The following is a 20,050-nucleotide window of genomic DNA, read 5'->3' as shown; positions in this document are numbered from 1 at the left end:
TTTCTTAAGGAGGTAATTTGTATGAAGAAGGTTATAGGGCTCGGGATGGTTATATTAACAGTACTTGCATCTCCTATCCACGCGGCAGCTCCCACCCCCGGCTCTGCAGATGATCCGGTCGTGACCAAGAGCTATCTGGAACAATACGTGCAAGGGCTTGGGGGGTCAGTTGGTACTGGCGGAGGAAGCAATGGCTTAACAGAGAGCAAAATTAAAGAAATCATTGCGCAAGAAATCGCAAAGCTGCCAACGAACAACGGTGGAGGCGGAACGCCATCCACAGGTCAAGGCAATGCCATGAAAGTTGTTGCGCTTAAAGCAGGACAAACTATTCTGGCCGATGCGGGTTCTGAGCTGATTGTACGTAATGGTAAGACACTGGCTGTGAGCAACGACGATAATGGCATTCCGGATGTAACGGCTGGTAAAGACTTAGCTGCTGGTACAGTGGTACAAAACAATCACCTGCTAATTTTCCCGAGAGACGGCCGCGGAGTTAAGCCTGATCTTAAGGAAACAGCAGACGTGTATGTGATGGTCCGTGGCGGATATGTGGTTCAGAACGCGGATGGTTCTAAGGTTCCACAATAAAGAGGACTCTAGGCTGGAACATTTTATAACATTTATGGTGGCAAGGATTTCAGTTTTGGAATCCTTGTCATTTTTTTGTTTGTGTAAATGTTTTTTGGTTTCATCCCAAAAACATCTATGATGAACGTAAACTCCTCCATAAATTAACCAAGCTGACAACAACTTATACGGGTCGAAAGAAGTCGAAAGGTGATACTAATCGCACAACCAGTGAAGGAGTGTGAAAAAGATGTCGAAGAACAACAATAAGGTGGTACCGGAGTCGCATAAAGCTTTAGACCTACTTAAATACGAAATTGCTGCAGAGATGGGGCTGCCTGTTGGAAAACAAGCTTTGGGAAGCTTGGATTTAAGCACGGAGTTTGCATCGGAGCTTGGTTCTATACCCGCAACTTCGATAAAAGAGGACTACTGGGGACACATCAGTTCGCGGGACAGCGGGGCGGTTGGCGGTGCTATCACAAGCCGATTAATCCGCAAAGCGGAAGAGGTTCTTTTCACTTTATAATTCATACCTGTTTCGTTGACATTCATCGACAAATGAAGTAACATAACTTCAAGAAGGTCCTGAAGCAACCTTTTCCACCGAGGAAAAGGTTCATTTTTTGTGTAAGTTCGCACTTGTTTCTACATACTAAATCCAGTAGGAGGTCGATGACATTGGCACTAGAACGCGGCAGACGTTTGTTTACATCCGAGTCCGTGACAGAAGGTCATCCCGATAAAATTTGCGATCAGATTTCCGATGCGGTGTTAGACGCATTTTTGGAGAACGATCCGAACGCACGTGTAGCTTGTGAGGTATCTGTGGCTACCGGTTTGGTTCTGGTCATCGGCGAAATCACGTCCCGTTCCGAATATGTGGACATTCAAGCCATTGCCAGAAAAACAATTAAGGATATCGGTTACACACGCGCGAAGTATGGTTTCGACTACCAGACGTGTGCTGTGCTTACATCTCTGAACGAACAATCCCCTGACATTGCACAAGGGGTAGACCAGGCTCTCGAGGCCCGTGAAGGCCAAATGAGCGACGCTGAAATCGAAGCGATCGGTGCAGGCGACCAAGGTCTTATGTTCGGATACGCAACGAACGAAACACCGGAACTGATGCCGCTGCCGATTTCGATGGCGCACCAGCTTTCCCGCAGACTGACTGAAGTCCGCAAGAACGGTACCTTGGAGTACCTCCGTCCGGACGGTAAAACTCAAGTAACGGTTGAGTACGATGGGGACAAGCCTGTACGTGTTGATGCGATCGTAGTATCTACACAACACAGTGAAGAAGTCACTTTGGAGCAGATCCAAAAAGACATCAAAGAACATGTTATCAAGCCAATCGTTCCGGAGGAATTCCTGGATGAGAACACGAACTATTTCATCAACCCGACGGGCCGTTTCGTAATCGGCGGACCTCAAGGGGATGCCGGTCTGACTGGCCGTAAAATTATCGTAGATACTTACGGTGGTTACGCTCGTCACGGCGGCGGCGCGTTCTCCGGTAAGGATCCGACGAAAGTTGACCGTTCCGGTGCTTACGCGGCTCGTTACGTCGCTAAAAACATCGTTGCTGCAGGACTCGCAGAAAAATGCGAAGTACAGCTTGCTTACGCCATCGGCGTTGCTAAGCCGGTTTCCATCAGCATCGATACGTTCGGCACAGGCAAAGTAAGCGAAGAGAAGCTCGTTGAGCTGATCCGCAAACATTTTGACCTTCGTCCTGCCGGTATCATTAAGCAGCTCGACCTGCGTCGTCCAATCTACAAGCAAACGGCTGCTTACGGTCATTTTGGCCGCAACGATCTGGATGTTCCTTGGGAACGTACAGACAAAGCTGAACTGCTCAAAGCGGAAGCTCTGTAGAACCGAGGGTTTACTTTTCAACAATTGTCTGACAAGACGTGAAGAACACGGCTTGATCCTAACGGATCGGGTCGTGTTTTTTTGTTCGCTAAATATTTGCAATAGTCGCTGAATCACTGTCTCCTTTACGCTTCTAGTCCTCTCATATCCTCAAAAAGGCATAAAAAGACCGATTTTAGACTCAATTATTCCAGTTTGGACCAAATTCCGAGTCTTTTACTCTCTTTTCTCAATTAATCTAGGAAAAATCATATAAATTTCGTAACTTTTTAGCTAGTTTAAGAGTCTATACTATTGTGTGTCTTAGTTGATTTTACCTATTCAGGAGAGAGGAAAGTGAAAGAAGAATGAGGTTTACCAACAAGCTGTGGAGATCGACACTCGCATTCGTCGTTGCTTTTCAGGTAGTCGTATCCCTGCCTGTTCCCACATTTGCCGCTGACCCCACGGTGACTTTGAAGTCGGAGAGCATTTTAACTTCGGGTGCCGTTATGAAGAAGTATGTTTGGAATTTTACGAGAAGCAATAAGAAGGTCTCGGCAACTGCCAATGTAGTAGAGGTAGATTTGACGAACCCGTATGTAAAACTGGATGTAATCGCTGGGAAAAATAATCAGTTTACCGACAAGCAGACAGTGGCGACGATGGCCAAAGCAGCCGGCGCAGTCGCGGCGGTTAACGGGGACTTTTTTAATACGCAGGCGGAGGGCGTGCCCTTGGGCCCGCAAATCACCAACGGTCAAATCATGTCGACCCCATCCAATAAAATGTCCGGTCTTTACGCTTTTGGGATAACAAAGGACAACAAGCCGGTGATTGACCTGTTTGCTTTCCAAGGTGCGGTAAAAGCCAAGGACGGCACTTCTTTCGAACTCGGAGGCATCAACAAAACGTACTATTGGTATGATGACGGTACTCACAGCCATACGGACGGGTTGTTCATGTATACCGATGCTTGGGGACAGGTGGACCGTTCCAATGACGGAAAATCCGTGCCGACCGAGGTCTTGGTACAGGACGGGGTTATCAAACAAATCGCACCGGATACGGTTATTAAAATCGAGCCGCCTAAGAACGGGTACATTTTAAGAGCCGCGGGCAAATCCGCACAATTCGTCAAAGAACATTTAAAAGTCGGAGACCCTCTTACGACGGATTACGCATTTATTAACCAGCGTACGGGAACGGCCTATGCGAACGATGCTTTTAAAACAATGATCGGGGGCCACTCTATTCTCGTAGACGGAGCTAAAGCCACTTCCTTCTCCCGTGATGTCTCTTCCCTGGGTGGTTACCGTTCCCGTACCGGCGTAGGATACTCCCAAGATATGAAGAAGGCCTATCTGGTTACAGCCGATAAGAACGACAACAGCGCAGGAATGAGCCTGCAGGAATTCCAGCGTTTTCTTATTCAGATCGGTGCTTACAAAGCAATGAATCTGGACGGCGGCGGTTCCACGCAAATGGTCGAACGTCCTCTTGGCACGAACAATATCCAACTGGCCCATGTAACGGAATATGGCACGCAGAGGGCTGTCGTGAACGCCCTGGGAGTCTTCTCAACGGCACCGAAGGGCCAGCCGAAGGGCTTCACTATGAAAGGCGACACAGAGCTGTTCCTGAACGAGAAAGCGACCTTCACCTTCAGTGGTTATGACGAATATTACAACCCGATTGTTTCGGACAGCGTTCAGCCAACCTGGAGCGTTTCCAACAATCTTGGGAAATTCGACGGGAATGCCTTCATTCCTACGAGCTTCGGAAGCGGTAAAATTACGGCGACAACCGGTGCAGGGTCGTCGAACCTGGACGTAAAAGTAATACGCCGTGCGGATATCAGCTCTATGAAGGTTTCAAAAGCGAGCGGACAAGGGCTTGTTGCGGGCGGAAGCTACAATCTGAGCGTAACCGCGACGACCAAGAGCGGCAAAACGAAGGAAATTTCCCCGGCGTCGCTTGAGTGGGAAGTGCTCGGTGTGAAGGGCGAAGTCAAGAACGGCGTCCTGAAAGTGGACAGCCTGGAGGGCAGCAAGAATGCCCAAGTTATCGCCCGGTACGACGGATACAGCAGTATGCTGAACATCCCGCTCGGCAATGAGTCGATGTGGTACAACCTCGATGACAAATCAATTCTGACCACTTCGGAAAGTTACCCAGCGGAAGTGGATACGAAGCTGAGCATCGTGAAGAACGAGTCCGGCAACAACAGCCTGCAGCTCGCTTACGATTTTACAAAAGGCAGCGGCAACAAGGCGTCTTACGCGGTCTTTAACAATAACGGTGCGCAGTTGTACGGCTACCCGCAGACGATCAACCTGAAGGTAAAAGGTGACGAAAGCCAGAACTGGCTCCGCGCCGAAGTGATTGATGCGGATGGTAAAAAAGAACTGGTTGAGCTCGCCAAGAACATCAACTGGCAGGGCTGGAAGTCCATCTCGGCCAACTTGTCCGGCCTTAACCTGAAATACCCGCTGACTTTGCGCAGCATCTATGTGGTTAATCCGGAGCAAGGTCAGGACGAGCGCGCGCTGCAAGGCAAGATCGAGCTTGACGACATCTCTTTCAGCTATCCGAATTATGATACACCGTCCGGCAGCCTGAACAAAGTAACCCTGCAAATCGGCAACCAGATGGCAACCGTCAACGGAAAATCGTACTGGCTGGAACAAGCCCCGATTAACGACCGCGGAAATACGCTCGTGCCGACACGCTTTGTTTCGGAAGCTCTGGGAGCGAAAGTGCTGTGGAATCAGGATGCACTCCGGGCAACGGTTGTAAAAGACGGGAACATCGTCGATATGTGGAACAATGAGCTCGATTTAATCACGAACGGCAAGCGGGTTACCGCCGAAGTTCCGCCGCGTATCATGAACAATTTAACGATGGTTCCGCTGCGTCTGCTGACTGAAACTTTAGGCTGGAAAGTCACGTGGAATCAGGCCGAACAGATCGTTAACCTGCAATAAATAGTTCTATTAGTTTACTCTCAAACAGCACAAAGTATGGTACTATAGAAGGCAGACCAATTTGTTTTGAAAAGGGGCTTGGAGCGATTTGCAGGTGGATGCATTAGACCGTGTCATCAAGAACGCCATCGAAGTCATGGAGAGCAGCAAGTACCAGGTATTCGAAATTTGCGAAAGCGCCCGGGGCGAACGAGAGTCGCTTCTTAGGGAATTAGGTCAAGTTAAGGATGAAGTTACCCAGACGATCGAGCTGGTGGACAACCTGGAACGTGACTACAAACGTGCGCGTATCCGTCTTACGGAAGTAAGCCGTGATTTTGCCAGATACCGGGAAAATGACATCAAAACCGCCTACGAGGCGGCTATATCGCTCCAACTGCAGCTTACGGTATCAAGAGAAAAAGAGAATCACCTGAAAGAAAGACGCAACGACATCCAACAAAGAATCAAAAATGTAGACAAACAGCTCGAGCGGGCGGAAATGATCGTCTCCCAGATGAATGTCGTTCTCGAATATTTATCGGGTGATCTTAATCAGGTCACCCGCATTCTGGAGTCGGCCAAAAACCGCCAACTGCTCGGGCTGAAAATAATTTTGGCCCAGGAAGACGAGCGCAAGCGCATGGCCCGGGAGATTCATGACGGGGTAGCGCAGACCATGGCGAACGTCGTACTTCGCACGGAAATCGCGGAGCGCATGGTGACCAAACAGGAATACACGGCGGCAAAGGAAGAACTCATAGATCTTAAGTCCCAGCTGCGGTGCGGGCTGGAGGAAGTTCGCAAAATGATCTTCAATCTCAGGCCGATGGCGCTGGACGATCTGGGCTTGATTCCGACCGTACGTAAATTCGTACAGGATTTTGAAGATAAGACCCAGGTACATACGAAGCTTGAAATTTCGGGCAGAGAAACAAGACTTCCATCCGGGATGGAGGTCGCTATTTTCCGCTTGATTCAGGAAACCTTCTCCAATATTCTTAAGCATGCCCACGCAACGTTCGTTACACTTGAGCTGTCTTTCCAGGAGGATCTGGTGAGTATCTCCATTAATGACAACGGAATCGGTTTCAATGTGGACTTGACGGAGCATAAGATTGCCAAGGGCAACAATTTTGGCATCATCGGGATGCGGGAACGGTTGAAGCTACTCGAAGGGGACATGGCCATCTACTCAGAAAAGGACGTGGGAACGAAGATTACGATGTTGATTCCCATTCGCGCAGAGAACAAGGAGGAAATTGGTAATGGACAACCAGGGGAGTCCCAAGCGTAACGTAAGACTCATTCTTGCAGATGATCATCAGCTGTTTCGCGAAGGCCTCAAACGAATCATTAATATGGAAGACGATATGGAAGTCATCGGGGAGTGCGGCGACGGTATTCAGGTTATCGAGCTCTGCAACGAAATGCAGCCGGACGTAGTCCTGATGGATATTAATATGCCGCTGGAAAACGGCGTTGTCGCTACTGAGCGGCTAAAGCTTATTTTTCCCGACGTTAAGGTGATCATCCTTTCGATTCACGACGATGAAAGTTATGTGTTTGAGACGCTTCGCAAAGGTGCTTCCGGATATCTGCTGAAGGATATGGAGGCGGAGGCGCTGATCAATGCGATTCGCTCCGTTGTAGCCGGGCATGCCTATATTCACCCGAAAGTAACCGGTAAATTGATCAACCAGCTCCGTCGTATGACATATCTCGATGATAACGGTGTTATGGGTTCCGGCAACGGCGTTCAAGAATCCGGACTAAAATACATTCATGTTCCGACAAGCCCGCTGACCAAGCGTGAAGCGGAAGTTTTGCGTTTGATGGCAGAAGGCAAAAGCAACAAGCTGATCGGGGAATTCCTTTATATCAGCGAGAAAACGGTAAAAAATCATGTGAGCAGCATTCTGCAAAAGATGGAAGTAGACGACCGTACACAGGCCGTTATTATCGCCATCAAAAACGGCTGGGTGACTCTCTAGGAACCAACCCTCCCGCCAAGGCATATAGTATGCTAAGGGAGGGAGCCGTCATGTGGACCGGATTGATGTTATTTGTAGGGAGCTACATCTTCTGTGTATGTATGCTCCATGCGTTTAAACGCCCCAATGAAGAGGTACGTTCGTACCACCTGCTATTAGTGACCAAGGATAACCAATTACACATTGAGTGGTATATCCGTTCTTTGTTTTTTCTGGCGAGGTTCAGCGGAAAATCTCTGTCCGTATCCGTAATTGACGAAGGTTCTACGGACGATACGCTGCGGATTGCCGAGAAGCTCTCACGTTCCTACGAACTTAAGATCAGAACGGTTATGCCCGAATCTTCCTGGGAGGAATGGGCCTCATCGACCGAGCGCGATAACTTGATGGTTATGCATGTGAGCAACCAGAAGCAGCTGGTTAAACTTCCTTTGTTTGAATAACACCCAGGATTCTTCATTGGCGTTCTGCCGACCGTGGTTTACGTAATCGTTTACAACCGAATAAGCGTCGAAGTAGGTGAGTCATGAAAGTTCAGGTTTACGCTGCTGCCGATGATAGTGGTTGGCAATGGCACATTTCCCTTGCATTGGCCGTCGACTTCACGTACTGGTTCGAGCGGCTCGGACGTTCCGTCCGGATTGTGCTGCTGGAGCCTCTTGTCTCAGTTGGACAAGCTCTGGCCCTGATTGATGTGTTGAGCTCTCCCTCCTGCAAGCAACGATTTCCCCATGTTTTCCCCGAAATGCAACCGTCTGTTTATACACCCCCTTCGTCAAGAGAAGATCCGGATTGGCTGAAAACCGATTTTTTAATCACCCGCTCTTATTCTACAGGTAAAAGAAGTACCCCCGAAACAAATTCTGATTTTTTCAACCCCCCAAATGCAATTCACTCTACACCATTTTCATCAGAGTCTTTAAATGACTATTTACAAGCAGAAACCCTAACGAGTTCAAACGCAGCTTTAAACCATTCTCCGCCGCCTGACGGTAGAAAAAGCACGCTCCCCCCAGAAGAATTAATGCGTACGTCCCCGCCGATTCCTTCAGAAATACTTCAATCTCTCACTTCCCGTTCGATAGACTACGACAACTGGCTAGCTTGCGGCCCATCTGCGTTTCGTGACAATTCGACCACATATGATCGGCTTATCGAAGCACTAAACGGCAGAAGCCTTTTGAGTGAAGAAGTCATCCGGCTGCTGGAGGCTTCCGGGAAGGCAGAGTTGTTGGAAAACGGAGTTTGGAAAGCTTACATCCAATTGGCTTATTTAAACGGGGACATTACCTTAACCAATGGATTACAGAGCAACCAGATGAGAAAGTTTCCGGCCTTTTGGCGGCGGCTGACCACCCATAGCTGCAGAAGATGCGGAAGCGGCAAACTTCACTTTACTCCCTGTTATCATTGCGGAACGGATTGCCCCTACTGTGAAGAATGTCTGACCATGGGACGAGTGCGCTCCTGTACTTTGCTCATTGAAGGAGCTAAGGGAAGCTGCGAGGGCGAGGAGGATGTTTACCGGTGGCCTGGATATGTAAAAGAAAACCCGAGGGGGAACCGTTGTCCTAAAAATAGCACAAGGGAATCTGAAAACGGACCTACCTTGGAGGCTTATTTACACCCTTGGGGTCTGAGTCCGGCTCAAACAGAGGCTTCGAAGGAAGCGCTCACGTTTTTAAGCAGCACATCGCCCGGCAGCAAAGATGCAGCAGGAAAAGTGGGATTGCCACGAAGCGACGGAGGCTCTAGCGGGATAGCACATAGCGGGAAAACAGCGCCCAGCTTTCTGATCTGGGCGGTCACGGGAGCGGGAAAAACGGAAATGATCTTCCCGCTCCTCCAATACGAACTTGCGCATGGCCGCAAGATCGCAATTGCCACGCCGCGCCGGGATGTCGTACTCGAGCTGCAGCCGCGCCTGATGCGCGCATTTGAAGGCCGCAGCATCGTGACGCTGTACGGCGGCGGCAGCCAGACTTGGGAAAGCGGCGATATCACGATCGCAACCACGCATCAGCTTATGCGCTTCGCGCATGCTTTTGATGCCGTGATTATCGACGAGATCGACGCTTTCCCGTACCTGAACAGCGCGGCGCTGGAATTCGCCGCGCGCAAAGCTCTCGCGCCGGGAGGACGCTACGTCCTCCTCTCGGCGACGCCCCCGCGGGCACTGCAGCGCGAGGCGGCGTCCGGACGCCTGCCTCACGTCACCGTGCCCGTGCGCTTTCACCGGCACCCGCTTCCTGTGCCCAAGCGGGTGCCGGCGCCTCCGCTGCGGCGTATTCTCCGCAGCGGTGCCCTGCCCCAGACGCTGCGTGCGCGTCTGGAAGGATCGCTCGAACGCGGCGCGCAGCTGTTCGTGTTCGTGCCGGAGATCAAGCTGGTGGAGCCGCTTGTCGGGCTGCTTCAAGGCCTTTGGCCGGACAAGGTTATCGCCGGCACATCGTCCAAAGACCGCGAAAGGTCGGTGAAGGTAACCGACTTCCGTGGCAAGGTTACGGACATCTTGGTCACCACAACGATTTTGGAGCGCGGCGTGACCGTGCCTAAAACGGACGTATTCATCCTCGATGCGGATTCCAGTTTGTTCAACGAAGCGGCCTTGGTTCAAATGGCAGGTCGTGCGGGAAGATCGAAGGATGACCCCCGAGGTCTTGTTTTTTTTGCAGGATTGGAAAATACCGTCTCGCAAAAAGGGGCAATCCGGCAAATCAAAAAAATGAACCGGACAGCCCGAAAAAGGGGTTACTTATTGGATTAAGTTAGTGAAGGGAAGGAGATAAGCGAATGATCGGTCTGCCCAACCCCAAGCCGCCTGCGGTATGGTGGAGCAAGGTGAAACGATGGTTTCAGTCTCCTGAAGCCGAAACAAATGCACGTGACAGAGAAACGGCTAACTGTGTTTGCTGCGGCGGGCGCAGAAGCTCTTCCAAAGAGAGTCTCGGGCTTTGTATGGCCTGTTTTAACGCTATTCCTTGGATAATGGCTGTGCGTTGTCCGGTTTGCGGCCGTCCGGATGATTGCCCGGACTGTGTCCGACGAACGACGTGTTCTTTCCGGTACAGCCGAAGTGCAGTCCGTTATGACCCCCTGATGAAAGAATGGCTGGCCTCCTACAAATACAGGGGCAATGAGCGCCTGCTTCCTCTTTTCTCCGGAATGCTGGTACATGCCTATCATCAATTGGTCAAAGAACTGCCGGCGGCGGGGCAAGAAGGTTCCGGCTTTCATTGCATCAGCTACGTACCCATGAATGTCAGTCGCCTGGCGGAAAGAGGCTTCAATCAGGCCGAGGCCATGGCCATAGAGTTGGGAAGGCGGCTTTCGCTGCCTGTGGTGCCCCTGCTTGAGCGGACAAGGCATACGGCTAAGCAAAGTTTTAAGTCAAGGGGGGAGCGGCTCAACGATCTGCAGGGAGCTTTCAAGCTTCTTGAGGAAGCCATAGGATCGATTGTGCGGCTAGAGGAGGGAATTACGGGTCAAGGCTGGCCGGTTCGCGTCCTCCTGCTTGACGATGTCTACACAACAGGGAGTACTCTAAACCAATGTGCCCAGACTATAACGCAATCGTTACCTGTAGAGGTTTACGGACTGATGTGGGCGCGCTAACCGCCAAGGTGCACGATATGGAGGGAAATAAACATATTTCCAACTCTTTCAGAAGGCCCCTTCTCAACGCAAGTCCAATACGTTACACTAGTCGTATACTATACTTGAGTTTGATAAGGTGATCATAATGAGTATGAACGTTCAAAACTGTCCGCGCTGCGGGAAGCTGTTTGTGAAAGGATTTGCCGAAACCTGCCCCGCCTGCGTTAAAGACATCGAGGCTCAGTATGTTGCATGTGCGGACTACTTGCGGCAGAATCGTAAGTGCGATCTCCAGGAGCTGCATGAAGAGACGGAAGTTCCCATGCGCCAGATTATCCGTTTTATCCGCGAAGGCCGCATTTCGATAGCGGATTCACCGAATCTGACCTATCCCTGCGAAGTTTGCGGAAACCCTATTCGTGAACATACCATGTGTGATTCTTGCCGCCAGCGACTTGTACGTGATGTGAATCAGATGATGGATGAGGGCAAAAACAACGCAAACGCGGAAAAAGACGCTCATCATTTTCGCATTACGGACCGCTTAAAAGACCGGCACTAATCAGAAAAGCTGTATTTAACTAAAAAGATCATATCCTTCTGCCGATAATAGTAATAACCATTATCGGTTTTTTTGTAGAATCGAGCCGTAGAGCGGCCTTGGAAAGTAGAGGATTCTCCATCAGAGAACAAGAGGTGAATAACTATGAAAATTAATGATAGCCATCGAATCGGAAACGTAAATCCGTATGCCAAGCATAAAGAACAGTTTCAGACGGCTGCCGCTGGTAAACGTAACCGTCCCAAAGACGAGGTTCAAATTTCCACGGAAGCTAAAGAGCTGCTTGGAGCCGCAGGGGATGAGAATAGAATGCGCAGAATAGAAGAATTGAAGCAGCAGGTTAAATCGGGAACCTACCATGTGGAAGCGGGCAAGATCGCCGAGAAGCTCCTTCCGTACCTTAAATAAGACCGGCAGAAACGGGTGAAAAGCTGTGTCCGTATCCGAAATCGTCAACGTTTTGAATCGCATTATCGAATGTCACCAGGATCTTCGGGAGCTTGGGACAAGGAAGAGAGAAGCGATTCTTCAAAACTCCATAGAAGAACTGTCGGCAATTGTCCAGAAAGAATCCAAGGCCGTTAAAGAAATCCAAGAGTTGGATCAGCGCCGTGTAGTGAAGATCAATGAATACATGGTAACCCGCTGCTATAAGACGAACCCTTTTATAACCGTCGGAGAATTGGTTAAGCTGGTGTTCAAAGCGGAAGAAAAACAGCAGCTGATGGATTGTCAGGAGCGGCTTTTAAAAGAAATCAGACAACTTAAAGAACTCAATGCTCTAAATCAGCAGTTGGTGGAACAGTCACTGGGATTCATCGACCTTTCACTCGATCTCTTAACGGCAACACCCGAGCAGGACGCGATCTATGCGAACCCTACCCAGCAGGGGCAGGCCAGACGCAAGAACGCTTACTTCGATACACGGGCTTAGCCCGGCACATATTCCGGCCGCTTAAGGCCCTACAGCAAAGGAAGTGAATTTATGCGTTCTACATTTCATGGACTGGAGCTCGGCAAGCGTGGTGTTATCGCGCAACAAGTCGCGCTGAATACAACGGGTCACAACATTACCAACGCCAATACTCCGGGATATTCCCGGCAGGTGGCCCAGATGGTTGCCGCCCGTCCGCTCGAATATCCTTCTGTAACCAATTCCACCTCTCCCGGCCAGTTGGGCATGGGGGTTGAGGTAAATGCGATTCAGCGCATCCGGGACATTTATTTCGACGTGGAATATCGGAATCAGAACTCATTGATGAACGAATCGAAAGTTATTTCGGAAACGCTCGGCAACATTGAGGGCGTCGTTAACGAACCGTCGGACAACGGTCTGGCTAAGAACATCACGGCATTCTGGAAAGCCTGGCAGACGCTTAGCAAAAACCCGAGCACGGAAGATCTGGCGGCCCGTTCCGCAGTCGTTCAGCAGGCGATGGCAATGGCCGATTCTTTTAACAGCATGGCCAATCAGTTTACGACGATGGGTAACAACATCACGGAAAGAATCAACATCAAAGTGTCTGAAGCGAACAGCTATGTGACCGAAATCTCCGACTTGACGAAGCAGATTAAACACATTGAGTCCGGTGGAGATAATGCCAACGATCTCCGGGATAAACGTGACTACCTCGTCGACCAATTGTCCAAGCTGGGCAACGTGAAAGTAACGGAGACTTCGCAAACTTACCAAATCACGTTCGGAACGAAACAGGTTATCGACGATCTCAACTCGGATACTATTGTGCAGGCCGATGTCGCGGGCGTTACTTCCGGTGAAATCTTCGGTTATGTACAGTCTCGTGATACATTCATTGCCGAATACACCAAGCAAATCGATCTCATGGCCAACACATTGGCTACCGGAAAGATCGAGGTTACCCTCCCGGCGGGAAGCATTTTGCCTAATGGGATGACGCCTCCTGCAGGAGCCCAAATGGATCCGACCAATCCGCGCAAACTGGCTGCCGACGCCAAGGTGACCGTCGATGGCTTGAATGGGCTTCATAGGCTCGGATACACCCTCGAAGATCCGGCTACCAACGGGAAGGACTTCTTCGTCACTTCCGACGGATCGGGGAAATTTACGGCGGAGAACATCCGGGTTAACCCGGACATCGCCAAAGATTTGAAGAAGATCGCAGCTTCCCTGCGTATCGAAACCGTGAGCAAACCGCCCGCGGCGCCTACCAACAAAGTGGTGCAAAGCAACGGCGATCTGGCGCTTCTTATCGGCGGCTTGGCGGAGAAGACGTTTGATTTCGGCGGTACAGCCCTGACAGCGTCCTCTACGTACGGCGGTTACTATGAAGCGGTAATGAGCCAGTTGGGCGTTCAAACCGATCATGCCAAAAAAATGCTCGAAAACGGGGAACTGCTCACCGATCACGCAGACAGCCTGCGTCAATCCATAAGCGGCGTGTCGCCCGATGAGGAAACGGCCAACCTGATTAAATTCCAGCACGCCTACAACGCTTCAGCTCGTGTTATCACGGTTGTAGATGAAATGCTCGACAAATTGATTAACGGGACCGGCGTTGTCGGCAGATAGGAGGGGTAGCTAAATGCGGATCACACAGAATATGATGAGTTCGTCTATGATGAAAAATCTCCAAACGAACTATAATCGGCTGGATAAGTATCAAGAGCAGTTGTTAACGCAGCAGCGGATTAATCGACCTTCCGACGATCCGGTGGGCATATCCAGCTCGCTTCGCTATAGAGGCGAAATCGATATGACGGATCAATTCGCCGAAAACTCCAAGGATGCGGATTCTTGGATGAACTTCACGGATACAGTGATGAACGAGGCTGTGAAAATCCTACAGACAGTTTCTGAAAAAGCGGTACAAGGAGCAACAGAATCCAATAACCCTGAAGCCAGAAAGATTCTTGGACAGGAAATTGATGAGCTTTATAAACAAATGGTTGCTATCGGCAACTCCCAATTCAAGGGGAAATATATATTTAACGGCCAAACAACGGATCAGAAGCCTTTTTCGGACGATCCGGCAAACACTGCCTACAGTCTCGACGAAGGAATTATGCGTTATCAGATAGGTGCAGGGATCTATGTCGATGTAAACTCTCTGGGAAAGAATGTTTTCGGCCCCTTTCAAGATCCGGCAGATCCTACCAAGGCAGCGAATGTTTTTAAAGTATTGGATAACCTTAAAACTGCTTTAACCGGCGATAATACAGCCGGCATTGAAAAGAGTATAAAAGAGATTCAAACGACTATGGATCAAGTGCTTTTCGCACAAGCAGATGTCGGTGCCCGCCAAAATCGCCTGCAATTTACAACCGATCGTTTGGAAGATCTAACTTTAAACTATACCGATTTGCAATCTAAAATCGAAGATGTGAATGTACCCAAAACAATTACCGATTTAAAGACTGCGGAGAGCGTATTTCAGGCTTCTCTTGATACGATGGGGCGGATTATTCGTCCGAGCTTGCTCGACTTCCTGAGATAAAAGGAGCCTTATATGCAAATTCCGCGTATTCAGATCAGCCAACAGTATACCAAAATCGGACTCTCTACCACAGAGGGGAAGTTATCTATCGAACAACCTAAAGCGGAACTAAACCTTCAGCAGGACGATACCAAAGTTAGCATGGAGACGGAGAAGTCAAGCCTTGAGATTGACTCCACAAGAGCTTGGTCCGCTTTAGGTTCTTCCAAACTCATTGAAATGAGAGATCTTATCGCACAAAGCGCTTTTGATATTTCTATGCAGAATATCGCGGAGATTGCCCAGAACGGCGACCGAATGATGGAGATCACTAATCATTCCAATGCATTTGCGGACATCGCCCGGCAGAATGCTTTTAAAGACAGGCCCGTGCAGGTAACAGCCGAGCCCTCGTATGATAATGTAGATATTCAATATGCACCGAGTGTAATTCATACAACCGTCCAAGACGGTAAGATTACATTTGATCCCGAGCTGAACTCTCCGCGTATTCAGTATGAAGCCGGTAAATTAGAAGCCTATGTTACTCAAAAAAATGCAATTTCTTTTTCCGTAGTCGGGGGAAATTGGGATGCATCTATTTAAAGCATATGAGACAATAGCTATAATTTTATAGCTATTCTTTCTTTTTATTAGGAGGAAAATTTAATGATCGTACAATCTACAAGATTTGGTGAAATTGACGTTTCGGATGAGCAGTTGATTACGTTTGAAGCAGGTATCTTTGGATTTGAGACTAACCGCCGCTATGCGTTACTGCAATTAGATAACGAAGACCCTACTTTCCACGTACTCCAGTCATTGAGTGATGCGGATTTGGCCTTTGTTATCGCGGAACCCTTTTTGTTTGAACCTGCCTATGAATTTGAGCTTCCCAAGGCTATCAGCGAGCAGCTTGAAATAAAGAACGAAGGGGATACGCAAGTATTTGGTATTGTAAGTGTGCGGGCCAAGGATAATGTTACGATGAATCTGAAGGCACCAATCATTTTGAATAAAAAACGCAATAAAGCGGCCCAGATTATACTGGAAAGTACGAATCATCCGATTCGACATTCTCTAATCAAGGGGGGAGCCTGATATGCTCATACTCTCCCGTCTCAAAGGTGAGAAAATTATGATCGGTCAAGATATCGTCCTCACCGTATTAGATGTTGCTGGAGATCAGGTGAGGATCGGGATAGAAGCGCCTAAGGATATTCCGATTCATCGTGAAGAGATTTACAAGGCTATTCAGACGGAAAACCAAGCGGCGGTTAAAATGGATCTCAATGCGGCATCCTTGTTAAAAGCCGTTAAAGGCAAATAATTTTTTTCGTTTTTATCAAAAAAGCTCTAAAGTAACTATCCCTGTGATCCGATATATATATTATGGGAGGCAAGCGAGCTTTGGCGGCCGACTAAACTCGCTGAATCCACAATTAGGTGAACGCAAGGATGCGATCACTGCCTACATTCAAGGAGGAATATAATCATGCGTATTAACCACAACATCAGCTCTTACAACGCACAACGTCAACTGGGCTCCAACAACACTGCACAAAGCAAATCCCTGGAGAAACTTTCTTCCGGTTTCCGTATCAACCGTGCGGCTGACGATGCAGCTGGTCTGGCTATCTCTGAGAAAATGCGTAACCAAATCCGTGGTCTGGAGCAAGCTTCCAAAAACTCTTTGGATGGTATCTCCCTGATCCAAACAGCTGAGGGTGCTCTTAACGAAACACACGCTATGCTGCAACGTATGGGTGAACTGTTCACTCAAGCGGCGAACGAGGTGTTGACTACATCCGACACTGCTAAGATCAAAACAGAAGTAGACGCACTTAGCAACCAAATCGATGCTATTGCGAACCAAACTCAATTCAACACCAAGAAACTTCTTGATGGTTCCACAACTACTTTGAAGTTCCAAGTAGGAGCTAACAAAGGTGAAACTATCGATTTGACTCTTGTAAGCATGAAAGCAGCTACTCTTAGTGTAGATGCAGGTTCCCTGAAAGATATTTCGGCTTCTGCAGCTGCTGATATCAACAAAGATGCTGCTGAAAACATGGAATTGGTTCAAAAAGCTATCGACACAGTATCCACGACTCGTTCTAACCTGGGTGCCGTTCAAAACCGTCTGGAGCACACGATCAACAACTTGGGTACAACTGCTGAGAACCTTCAAGCTGCTGAATCCCGTATTCGTGATGTAGACATGGCTAAAGAAATGAGCGAATTCACGAAGAATGGAATTCTTCAACAAGCTGCTACTGCGATGCTTGCTCAAGCTAACCAACAGCCGCAAGGCGTTCTGCAACTGCTTCGTTAATTCATGAGAGAAGCCGGCCGGAATTCCGGTCGGCTTTTTTGACATATCGACAGGTGATGGGAGATTCTAAAGGATGAAGATCAATCCCGGAACAGCATCTACGTCTTCAACACCATTGTTTAATACAATTTCGGCTACCTTACTTTCCGACGCGACTAATGAAAACCTTACTCCATCCGTAAGCGCGGATACTCAAAATATTCAGCAGCTTGTGGATCGTGTAAATAAGGCTCTACATGAAACGGACACGCATATTAAAGTAAAAGTTCATGAGAAGACAAATACCATTATGGTTGTCGTCGTCAATAACGATACGGATGAAGTAATTAGAGAAATACCGTCTGAAAGAATGCTGGACCTTATGTATAACATGTGTGTAAATGTGGGTGTGTTTCTTGACAAAAAAATCTAGAAGGGAGATGTAAGATGGCTGGTGTGAGCGGACCTACAAGGCTAACGGGCTTTAGCGGACAATTGGACACAGATAGTCTGATCAAAAAATTGATGGATGCCGAAAAAGTACCGTTAAACAATTTGCTGAAGAAAAAGCAGATGACCCTGTGGCAAAGAGAAGATTATCGGACTATGAACACATCGCTTTTGTCACTTCGTAAAACAATCGATGATCTGCGTTTTGAGAACAAGTTTGAAGCGGTAAAGTCGAACTCTTCTAATCCTACTGTTCTTGAAGTAACTTCAAGTGGCACTAATCCGGGTATAAGTAATGTAAAAATTACCCAATTGGCTAATTCCGGTTCCATCATAAGCGATAAGGTAACTAAGTTGCCGACAGAGCAGCTGAATGTGAGCGGAAGTTTTACTATCGAGGGATCCGATCCGAATAATTCTGTTCAAATTACAGTAAGTGCGGATTCAACGATAGATTCTTTAGTCAAGCAAATTAACGGAAGTGCGGCAAAAACGGGTGTGAAGGCTAGTTTCGACCGTTCCAGTGGCGTGTTATATTTAAATTCCACATCTACCGGTGCTCAGTCAGCGGTCAAGGTAACGGATGATGCGAATGGAACTTTTAAAAATTTGTTCGGAAACATTCAGCTAACCTCTCAAGGACAAGACGCCAAGTATAATGTGAATGGTAAGGATATTACCGCCAAGACAAACGACGTTATTATCAACGGGGTACAGGTTTCTTTAAGAAGCCAAGGCGAAGCGACAATCGGGGCAGTGGCGGATCATTCTGCTGTAGCCGATAAAATCAAAAATTTCGTCAAACAGTACAACGAGCTTATCGACCAATATACGGATGCGACTACTGCCAAAAAAAACCGTGACTATAAACCGTTAACCGCTGAGGAAAAAGAGGGTATGACGGAAGCCCAGATTGCTTTGTGGGAAAAGAAAGCGCGTCAAGGCGATCTCTATAACGACGGAATGTTAAAAGAAACGTTACAGACATTGCGCTCCGCTTTAAACATACCTCTTGAAGGTATTACCGATCCCGCCGATCCTAAAAGTCAGCTTAGGCTTCTTTCGCAAATTGGAATTACAGTCAAAAACGATTTTCGGGAAAACGGGAAACTTGAAGTCGACGAAGCTAAATTAAATGATGCTTTGAATACCCGTTTTAAAGAGGTTGTCCAACTTTTCACAAAAACCTCCAGTACACCGAGCGATACTCCCGAAAATATCAAGAAGCGAAGAAGTGAAATGGGAATCGGTGATCGTTTATACGAGGTAATGACTGCTCAGTTGGCGAAGTTTACTAAGAAGATTGGTTTAGGGTCTAACGAATCTTTGGATGACAGTGTTCTTGGCAAGCAGTTAAAGGAGATGGGAACAAAAGAAACGGATCTCCAACGAAAATTAAGAGAGATTGAAGACCGCTATTACAAGAAGTTTTCAGCCATGGAGAAAGCTTTACAGAAATTGAACAGCCAAGGTTCTTGGATAGGGTCTCAATTAAAAGGGTAAGTAGACGGTTAACATTAAACTACAACTGATTGAGAGAGGGTTACAATGCAGAATGCAAAACAGCAGCAATATTTGAAGGTTCGTGTAGAGACGGCAAGCCCGGGAGAATTGACATTGCTGTTATATCAGGAAATGGTCAAATTGTTGCTCCAAGCTAAGCAGCTGTATTCTCAGAATCAGTATGAGGAAATGAACCAGCCGCTCTACAAAGTCAAAAGCATTCTAAGTGAATTGATCGTTACTTTAGATATGAAATATGATATATCTAGAGACTTGCAGAACCTTTATTTGTTCTACGATCAGCATATTGCAAATTTTATCATCAAGAAAGACGAGAGTATTTTGAATGATATTCTCGACTTTGCCAGAGGGATGGCGGAGACCTGGAAGCAGGCGCTTGCATCACTAAAAACAGGCGGGTATCAGGAAAATGCGTAGCAGTAGTTTACTATTAGAGGAACTCGCCGGTTTATATAAGCAAGTACTTGAAGCCCCAAGTTTCGACCGATATGAGCAGGTTTCAGAAAAAATGGACCAATTGTATCTGGATCTCTCTGAGAAAAGCTTCACTGCTGCAGATAAGCTTACGTTAGAACAAATTCAGAATATGCACGAAAAAGTTATTGCAGTCATACAGCAAGAACAAAAAGAAATAAAAAATCAAATAAACACAATGGAAATGAAAAAAAATGTTTCTAATGCCTATAGCACAAAAGCATCTTATACAAATGATGCTTTTTTTGTGGATATCAGGAACTAATTTGAGGGAGGCTTGC

General features: G+C 47.9%; 22 protein-coding genes. All 22 read left to right on the top strand.

Going from position 1 to position 20,050, the window contains the following annotated elements; genetic code table 11:
* Positions 1 to 21: 21 nt before the first annotated feature.
* The 22 genes from PCH01S_RS23805 (at position 22) to PCH01S_RS23700 (ending at position 20,034) form a co-directional block, all read left to right on the top strand.
* Entirely contained in the window at positions 22 to 591 is a 570-nt protein-coding gene (locus tag PCH01S_RS23805) for a hypothetical protein (protein ID WP_042233819.1), read from the top strand.
* Between the two features lie 229 nt (positions 592 to 820).
* A complete protein-coding gene (locus PCH01S_RS23800) occupies positions 821 to 1,099 on the top strand; it encodes an alpha/beta-type small acid-soluble spore protein (protein WP_009677087.1) in 279 nt (92 codons plus the stop codon).
* A gap of 146 nt (positions 1,100 to 1,245) precedes the next feature.
* Entirely contained in the window at positions 1,246 to 2,454 is a 1,209-nt protein-coding gene (gene metK, locus PCH01S_RS23795; protein WP_042233817.1) for a methionine adenosyltransferase, read from the top strand.
* Between the two features lie 347 nt (positions 2,455 to 2,801).
* On the top strand, positions 2,802 to 5,420 hold the full coding sequence (locus PCH01S_RS23790) for a stalk domain-containing protein (protein ID WP_042233815.1): 2,619 nt from the start codon (positions 2,802 to 2,804) through the stop codon (positions 5,418 to 5,420).
* Positions 5,421 to 5,508: 88 nt separating this feature from the next.
* Positions 5,509 to 6,696: a sensor histidine kinase gene (locus tag PCH01S_RS23785; RefSeq protein ID WP_174446847.1), complete on the top strand. Its 1,188-nt coding sequence runs from the start codon at positions 5,509 to 5,511 to the stop codon at positions 6,694 to 6,696.
* Positions 6,668 to 7,393, top strand: a complete 726-nt coding sequence (locus PCH01S_RS23780) for a response regulator (protein WP_009677083.1) — start codon at positions 6,668 to 6,670, stop codon at positions 7,391 to 7,393. The genes PCH01S_RS23785 and PCH01S_RS23780 overlap by 29 nt, the downstream gene beginning before the upstream one ends.
* A 50-nt stretch (positions 7,394 to 7,443) precedes the next feature.
* Positions 7,444 to 7,836, top strand: a complete 393-nt coding sequence (locus PCH01S_RS23775) for a glycosyltransferase family 2 protein (protein WP_042233813.1) — start codon at positions 7,444 to 7,446, stop codon at positions 7,834 to 7,836.
* A gap of 83 nt (positions 7,837 to 7,919) precedes the next feature.
* Positions 7,920 to 10,160 (top strand): DEAD/DEAH box helicase, encoded by a 2,241-nt coding sequence (locus tag PCH01S_RS31770; protein WP_327195122.1) that lies wholly within the window; start codon positions 7,920 to 7,922, stop codon positions 10,158 to 10,160.
* 26 nt (positions 10,161 to 10,186) lie between these two features.
* Positions 10,187 to 11,008, top strand: a complete 822-nt coding sequence (locus PCH01S_RS23765; protein ID WP_042233811.1) for a ComF family protein — start codon at positions 10,187 to 10,189, stop codon at positions 11,006 to 11,008.
* A gap of 127 nt (positions 11,009 to 11,135) precedes the next feature.
* Positions 11,136 to 11,552, top strand: coding sequence for a flagellar protein (locus PCH01S_RS23760; protein ID WP_042233809.1), 417 nt, complete (start codon positions 11,136 to 11,138; stop codon positions 11,550 to 11,552).
* A 144-nt stretch (positions 11,553 to 11,696) separates the two neighbouring features.
* Positions 11,697 to 11,960 (top strand): flagellar biosynthesis anti-sigma factor FlgM, encoded by a 264-nt coding sequence (flgM, locus tag PCH01S_RS23755; RefSeq protein WP_042233807.1) that lies wholly within the window; start codon positions 11,697 to 11,699, stop codon positions 11,958 to 11,960.
* 25 nt (positions 11,961 to 11,985) lie between these two features.
* Positions 11,986 to 12,486, top strand: a complete 501-nt coding sequence (locus PCH01S_RS23750) for a flagellar protein FlgN (RefSeq protein ID WP_042233806.1) — start codon at positions 11,986 to 11,988, stop codon at positions 12,484 to 12,486.
* Positions 12,487 to 12,537: 51 nt separating this feature from the next.
* Positions 12,538 to 14,103 (top strand): flagellar hook-associated protein FlgK, encoded by a 1,566-nt coding sequence (flgK, locus tag PCH01S_RS23745; protein WP_042233804.1) that lies wholly within the window; start codon positions 12,538 to 12,540, stop codon positions 14,101 to 14,103.
* 13 nt (positions 14,104 to 14,116) lie between these two features.
* On the top strand, positions 14,117 to 15,028 hold the full coding sequence (gene flgL / locus PCH01S_RS23740; protein ID WP_042233802.1) for a flagellar hook-associated protein FlgL: 912 nt from the start codon (positions 14,117 to 14,119) through the stop codon (positions 15,026 to 15,028).
* Positions 15,029 to 15,040: 12 nt separating this feature from the next.
* Complete coding sequence (locus PCH01S_RS23735; protein ID WP_042233799.1) at positions 15,041 to 15,613, top strand: DUF6470 family protein; 573 nt, start codon at positions 15,041 to 15,043, stop codon at positions 15,611 to 15,613.
* Between the two features lie 63 nt (positions 15,614 to 15,676).
* Positions 15,677 to 16,108, top strand: a complete 432-nt coding sequence (fliW, locus tag PCH01S_RS23730) for a flagellar assembly protein FliW (protein WP_042233797.1) — start codon at positions 15,677 to 15,679, stop codon at positions 16,106 to 16,108.
* Between the two features lies 1 nt (position 16,109).
* Positions 16,110 to 16,337 carry a carbon storage regulator CsrA gene (csrA, locus tag PCH01S_RS23725; protein WP_042233794.1) on the top strand — a complete coding sequence of 76 codons (228 nt, stop codon included), beginning with the start codon at positions 16,110 to 16,112 and terminating at the stop codon, positions 16,335 to 16,337.
* A gap of 165 nt (positions 16,338 to 16,502) precedes the next feature.
* Entirely contained in the window at positions 16,503 to 17,342 is an 840-nt protein-coding gene (locus tag PCH01S_RS23720; protein ID WP_042233793.1) for a flagellin N-terminal helical domain-containing protein, read from the top strand.
* A 73-nt stretch (positions 17,343 to 17,415) separates the two neighbouring features.
* A complete protein-coding gene (locus tag PCH01S_RS23715; RefSeq protein WP_053228778.1) occupies positions 17,416 to 17,754 on the top strand; it encodes a flagellar protein FlaG in 339 nt (112 codons plus the stop codon).
* 14 nt (positions 17,755 to 17,768) lie between these two features.
* Positions 17,769 to 19,274 (top strand): flagellar filament capping protein FliD, encoded by a 1,506-nt coding sequence (fliD, locus tag PCH01S_RS23710; protein ID WP_042233791.1) that lies wholly within the window; start codon positions 17,769 to 17,771, stop codon positions 19,272 to 19,274.
* A 45-nt stretch (positions 19,275 to 19,319) separates the two neighbouring features.
* A complete protein-coding gene (fliS, locus tag PCH01S_RS23705) occupies positions 19,320 to 19,712 on the top strand; it encodes a flagellar export chaperone FliS (RefSeq protein ID WP_042233789.1) in 393 nt (130 codons plus the stop codon).
* On the top strand, positions 19,705 to 20,034 hold the full coding sequence (locus tag PCH01S_RS23700) for a hypothetical protein (RefSeq protein WP_042233788.1): 330 nt from the start codon (positions 19,705 to 19,707) through the stop codon (positions 20,032 to 20,034). Before fliS ends, PCH01S_RS23700 begins: the two co-directional genes overlap by 8 nt.
* Positions 20,035 to 20,050 lie beyond the last annotated feature (16 nt).

Source organism: Paenibacillus chitinolyticus NBRC 15660 (genome assembly GCF_000739915.1).
Lineage (GTDB): Bacteria > Bacillota > Bacilli > Paenibacillales > NBRC-103111 > Paenibacillus_F > Paenibacillus_F chitinolyticus.
This window is presented reverse-complemented; position numbering and strand designations above follow the sequence as displayed.

Bases quoted from the DNA above. Each gene is read 5' to 3' on its own strand.
- PCH01S_RS23735 (WP_042233799.1), top strand. From the start codon at position 15,041: ATGCAAATTCCGCGTATTCAGATCAGCCAACAGTATACCAAAATCGGA.
- flgM (WP_042233807.1), top strand. From the start codon at position 11,697: ATGAAAATTAATGATAGCCATCGAATCGGAAACGTAAATCCGTATGCC.
- PCH01S_RS23790 (WP_042233815.1), top strand. From the start codon at position 2,802: ATGAGGTTTACCAACAAGCTGTGGAGATCGACACTCGCATTCGTCGTT.
- PCH01S_RS23715 (WP_053228778.1), top strand. From the start codon at position 17,416: ATGAAGATCAATCCCGGAACAGCATCTACGTCTTCAACACCATTGTTT.
- csrA (WP_042233794.1), top strand. From the start codon at position 16,110: ATGCTCATACTCTCCCGTCTCAAAGGTGAGAAAATTATGATCGGTCAA.
- fliS (WP_042233789.1), top strand. From the start codon at position 19,320: ATGCAGAATGCAAAACAGCAGCAATATTTGAAGGTTCGTGTAGAGACG.
- PCH01S_RS31770 (WP_327195122.1), top strand. From the start codon at position 7,920: ATGAAAGTTCAGGTTTACGCTGCTGCCGATGATAGTGGTTGGCAATGG.
- PCH01S_RS23780 (WP_009677083.1), top strand. From the start codon at position 6,668: ATGGACAACCAGGGGAGTCCCAAGCGTAACGTAAGACTCATTCTTGCA.
- flgL (WP_042233802.1), top strand. From the start codon at position 14,117: ATGCGGATCACACAGAATATGATGAGTTCGTCTATGATGAAAAATCTC.
- flgK (WP_042233804.1), top strand. From the start codon at position 12,538: ATGCGTTCTACATTTCATGGACTGGAGCTCGGCAAGCGTGGTGTTATC.
- PCH01S_RS23760 (WP_042233809.1), top strand. From the start codon at position 11,136: ATGAGTATGAACGTTCAAAACTGTCCGCGCTGCGGGAAGCTGTTTGTG.
- metK (WP_042233817.1), top strand. From the start codon at position 1,246: ATGACATTGGCACTAGAACGCGGCAGACGTTTGTTTACATCCGAGTCC.
- PCH01S_RS23700 (WP_042233788.1), top strand. From the start codon at position 19,705: ATGCGTAGCAGTAGTTTACTATTAGAGGAACTCGCCGGTTTATATAAG.
- PCH01S_RS23720 (WP_042233793.1), top strand. From the start codon at position 16,503: ATGCGTATTAACCACAACATCAGCTCTTACAACGCACAACGTCAACTG.
- PCH01S_RS23805 (WP_042233819.1), top strand. From the start codon at position 22: ATGAAGAAGGTTATAGGGCTCGGGATGGTTATATTAACAGTACTTGCA.
- PCH01S_RS23800 (WP_009677087.1), top strand. From the start codon at position 821: ATGTCGAAGAACAACAATAAGGTGGTACCGGAGTCGCATAAAGCTTTA.
- fliD (WP_042233791.1), top strand. From the start codon at position 17,769: ATGGCTGGTGTGAGCGGACCTACAAGGCTAACGGGCTTTAGCGGACAA.
- fliW (WP_042233797.1), top strand. From the start codon at position 15,677: ATGATCGTACAATCTACAAGATTTGGTGAAATTGACGTTTCGGATGAG.
- PCH01S_RS23775 (WP_042233813.1), top strand. From the start codon at position 7,444: ATGTGGACCGGATTGATGTTATTTGTAGGGAGCTACATCTTCTGTGTA.
- PCH01S_RS23765 (WP_042233811.1), top strand. From the start codon at position 10,187: ATGATCGGTCTGCCCAACCCCAAGCCGCCTGCGGTATGGTGGAGCAAG.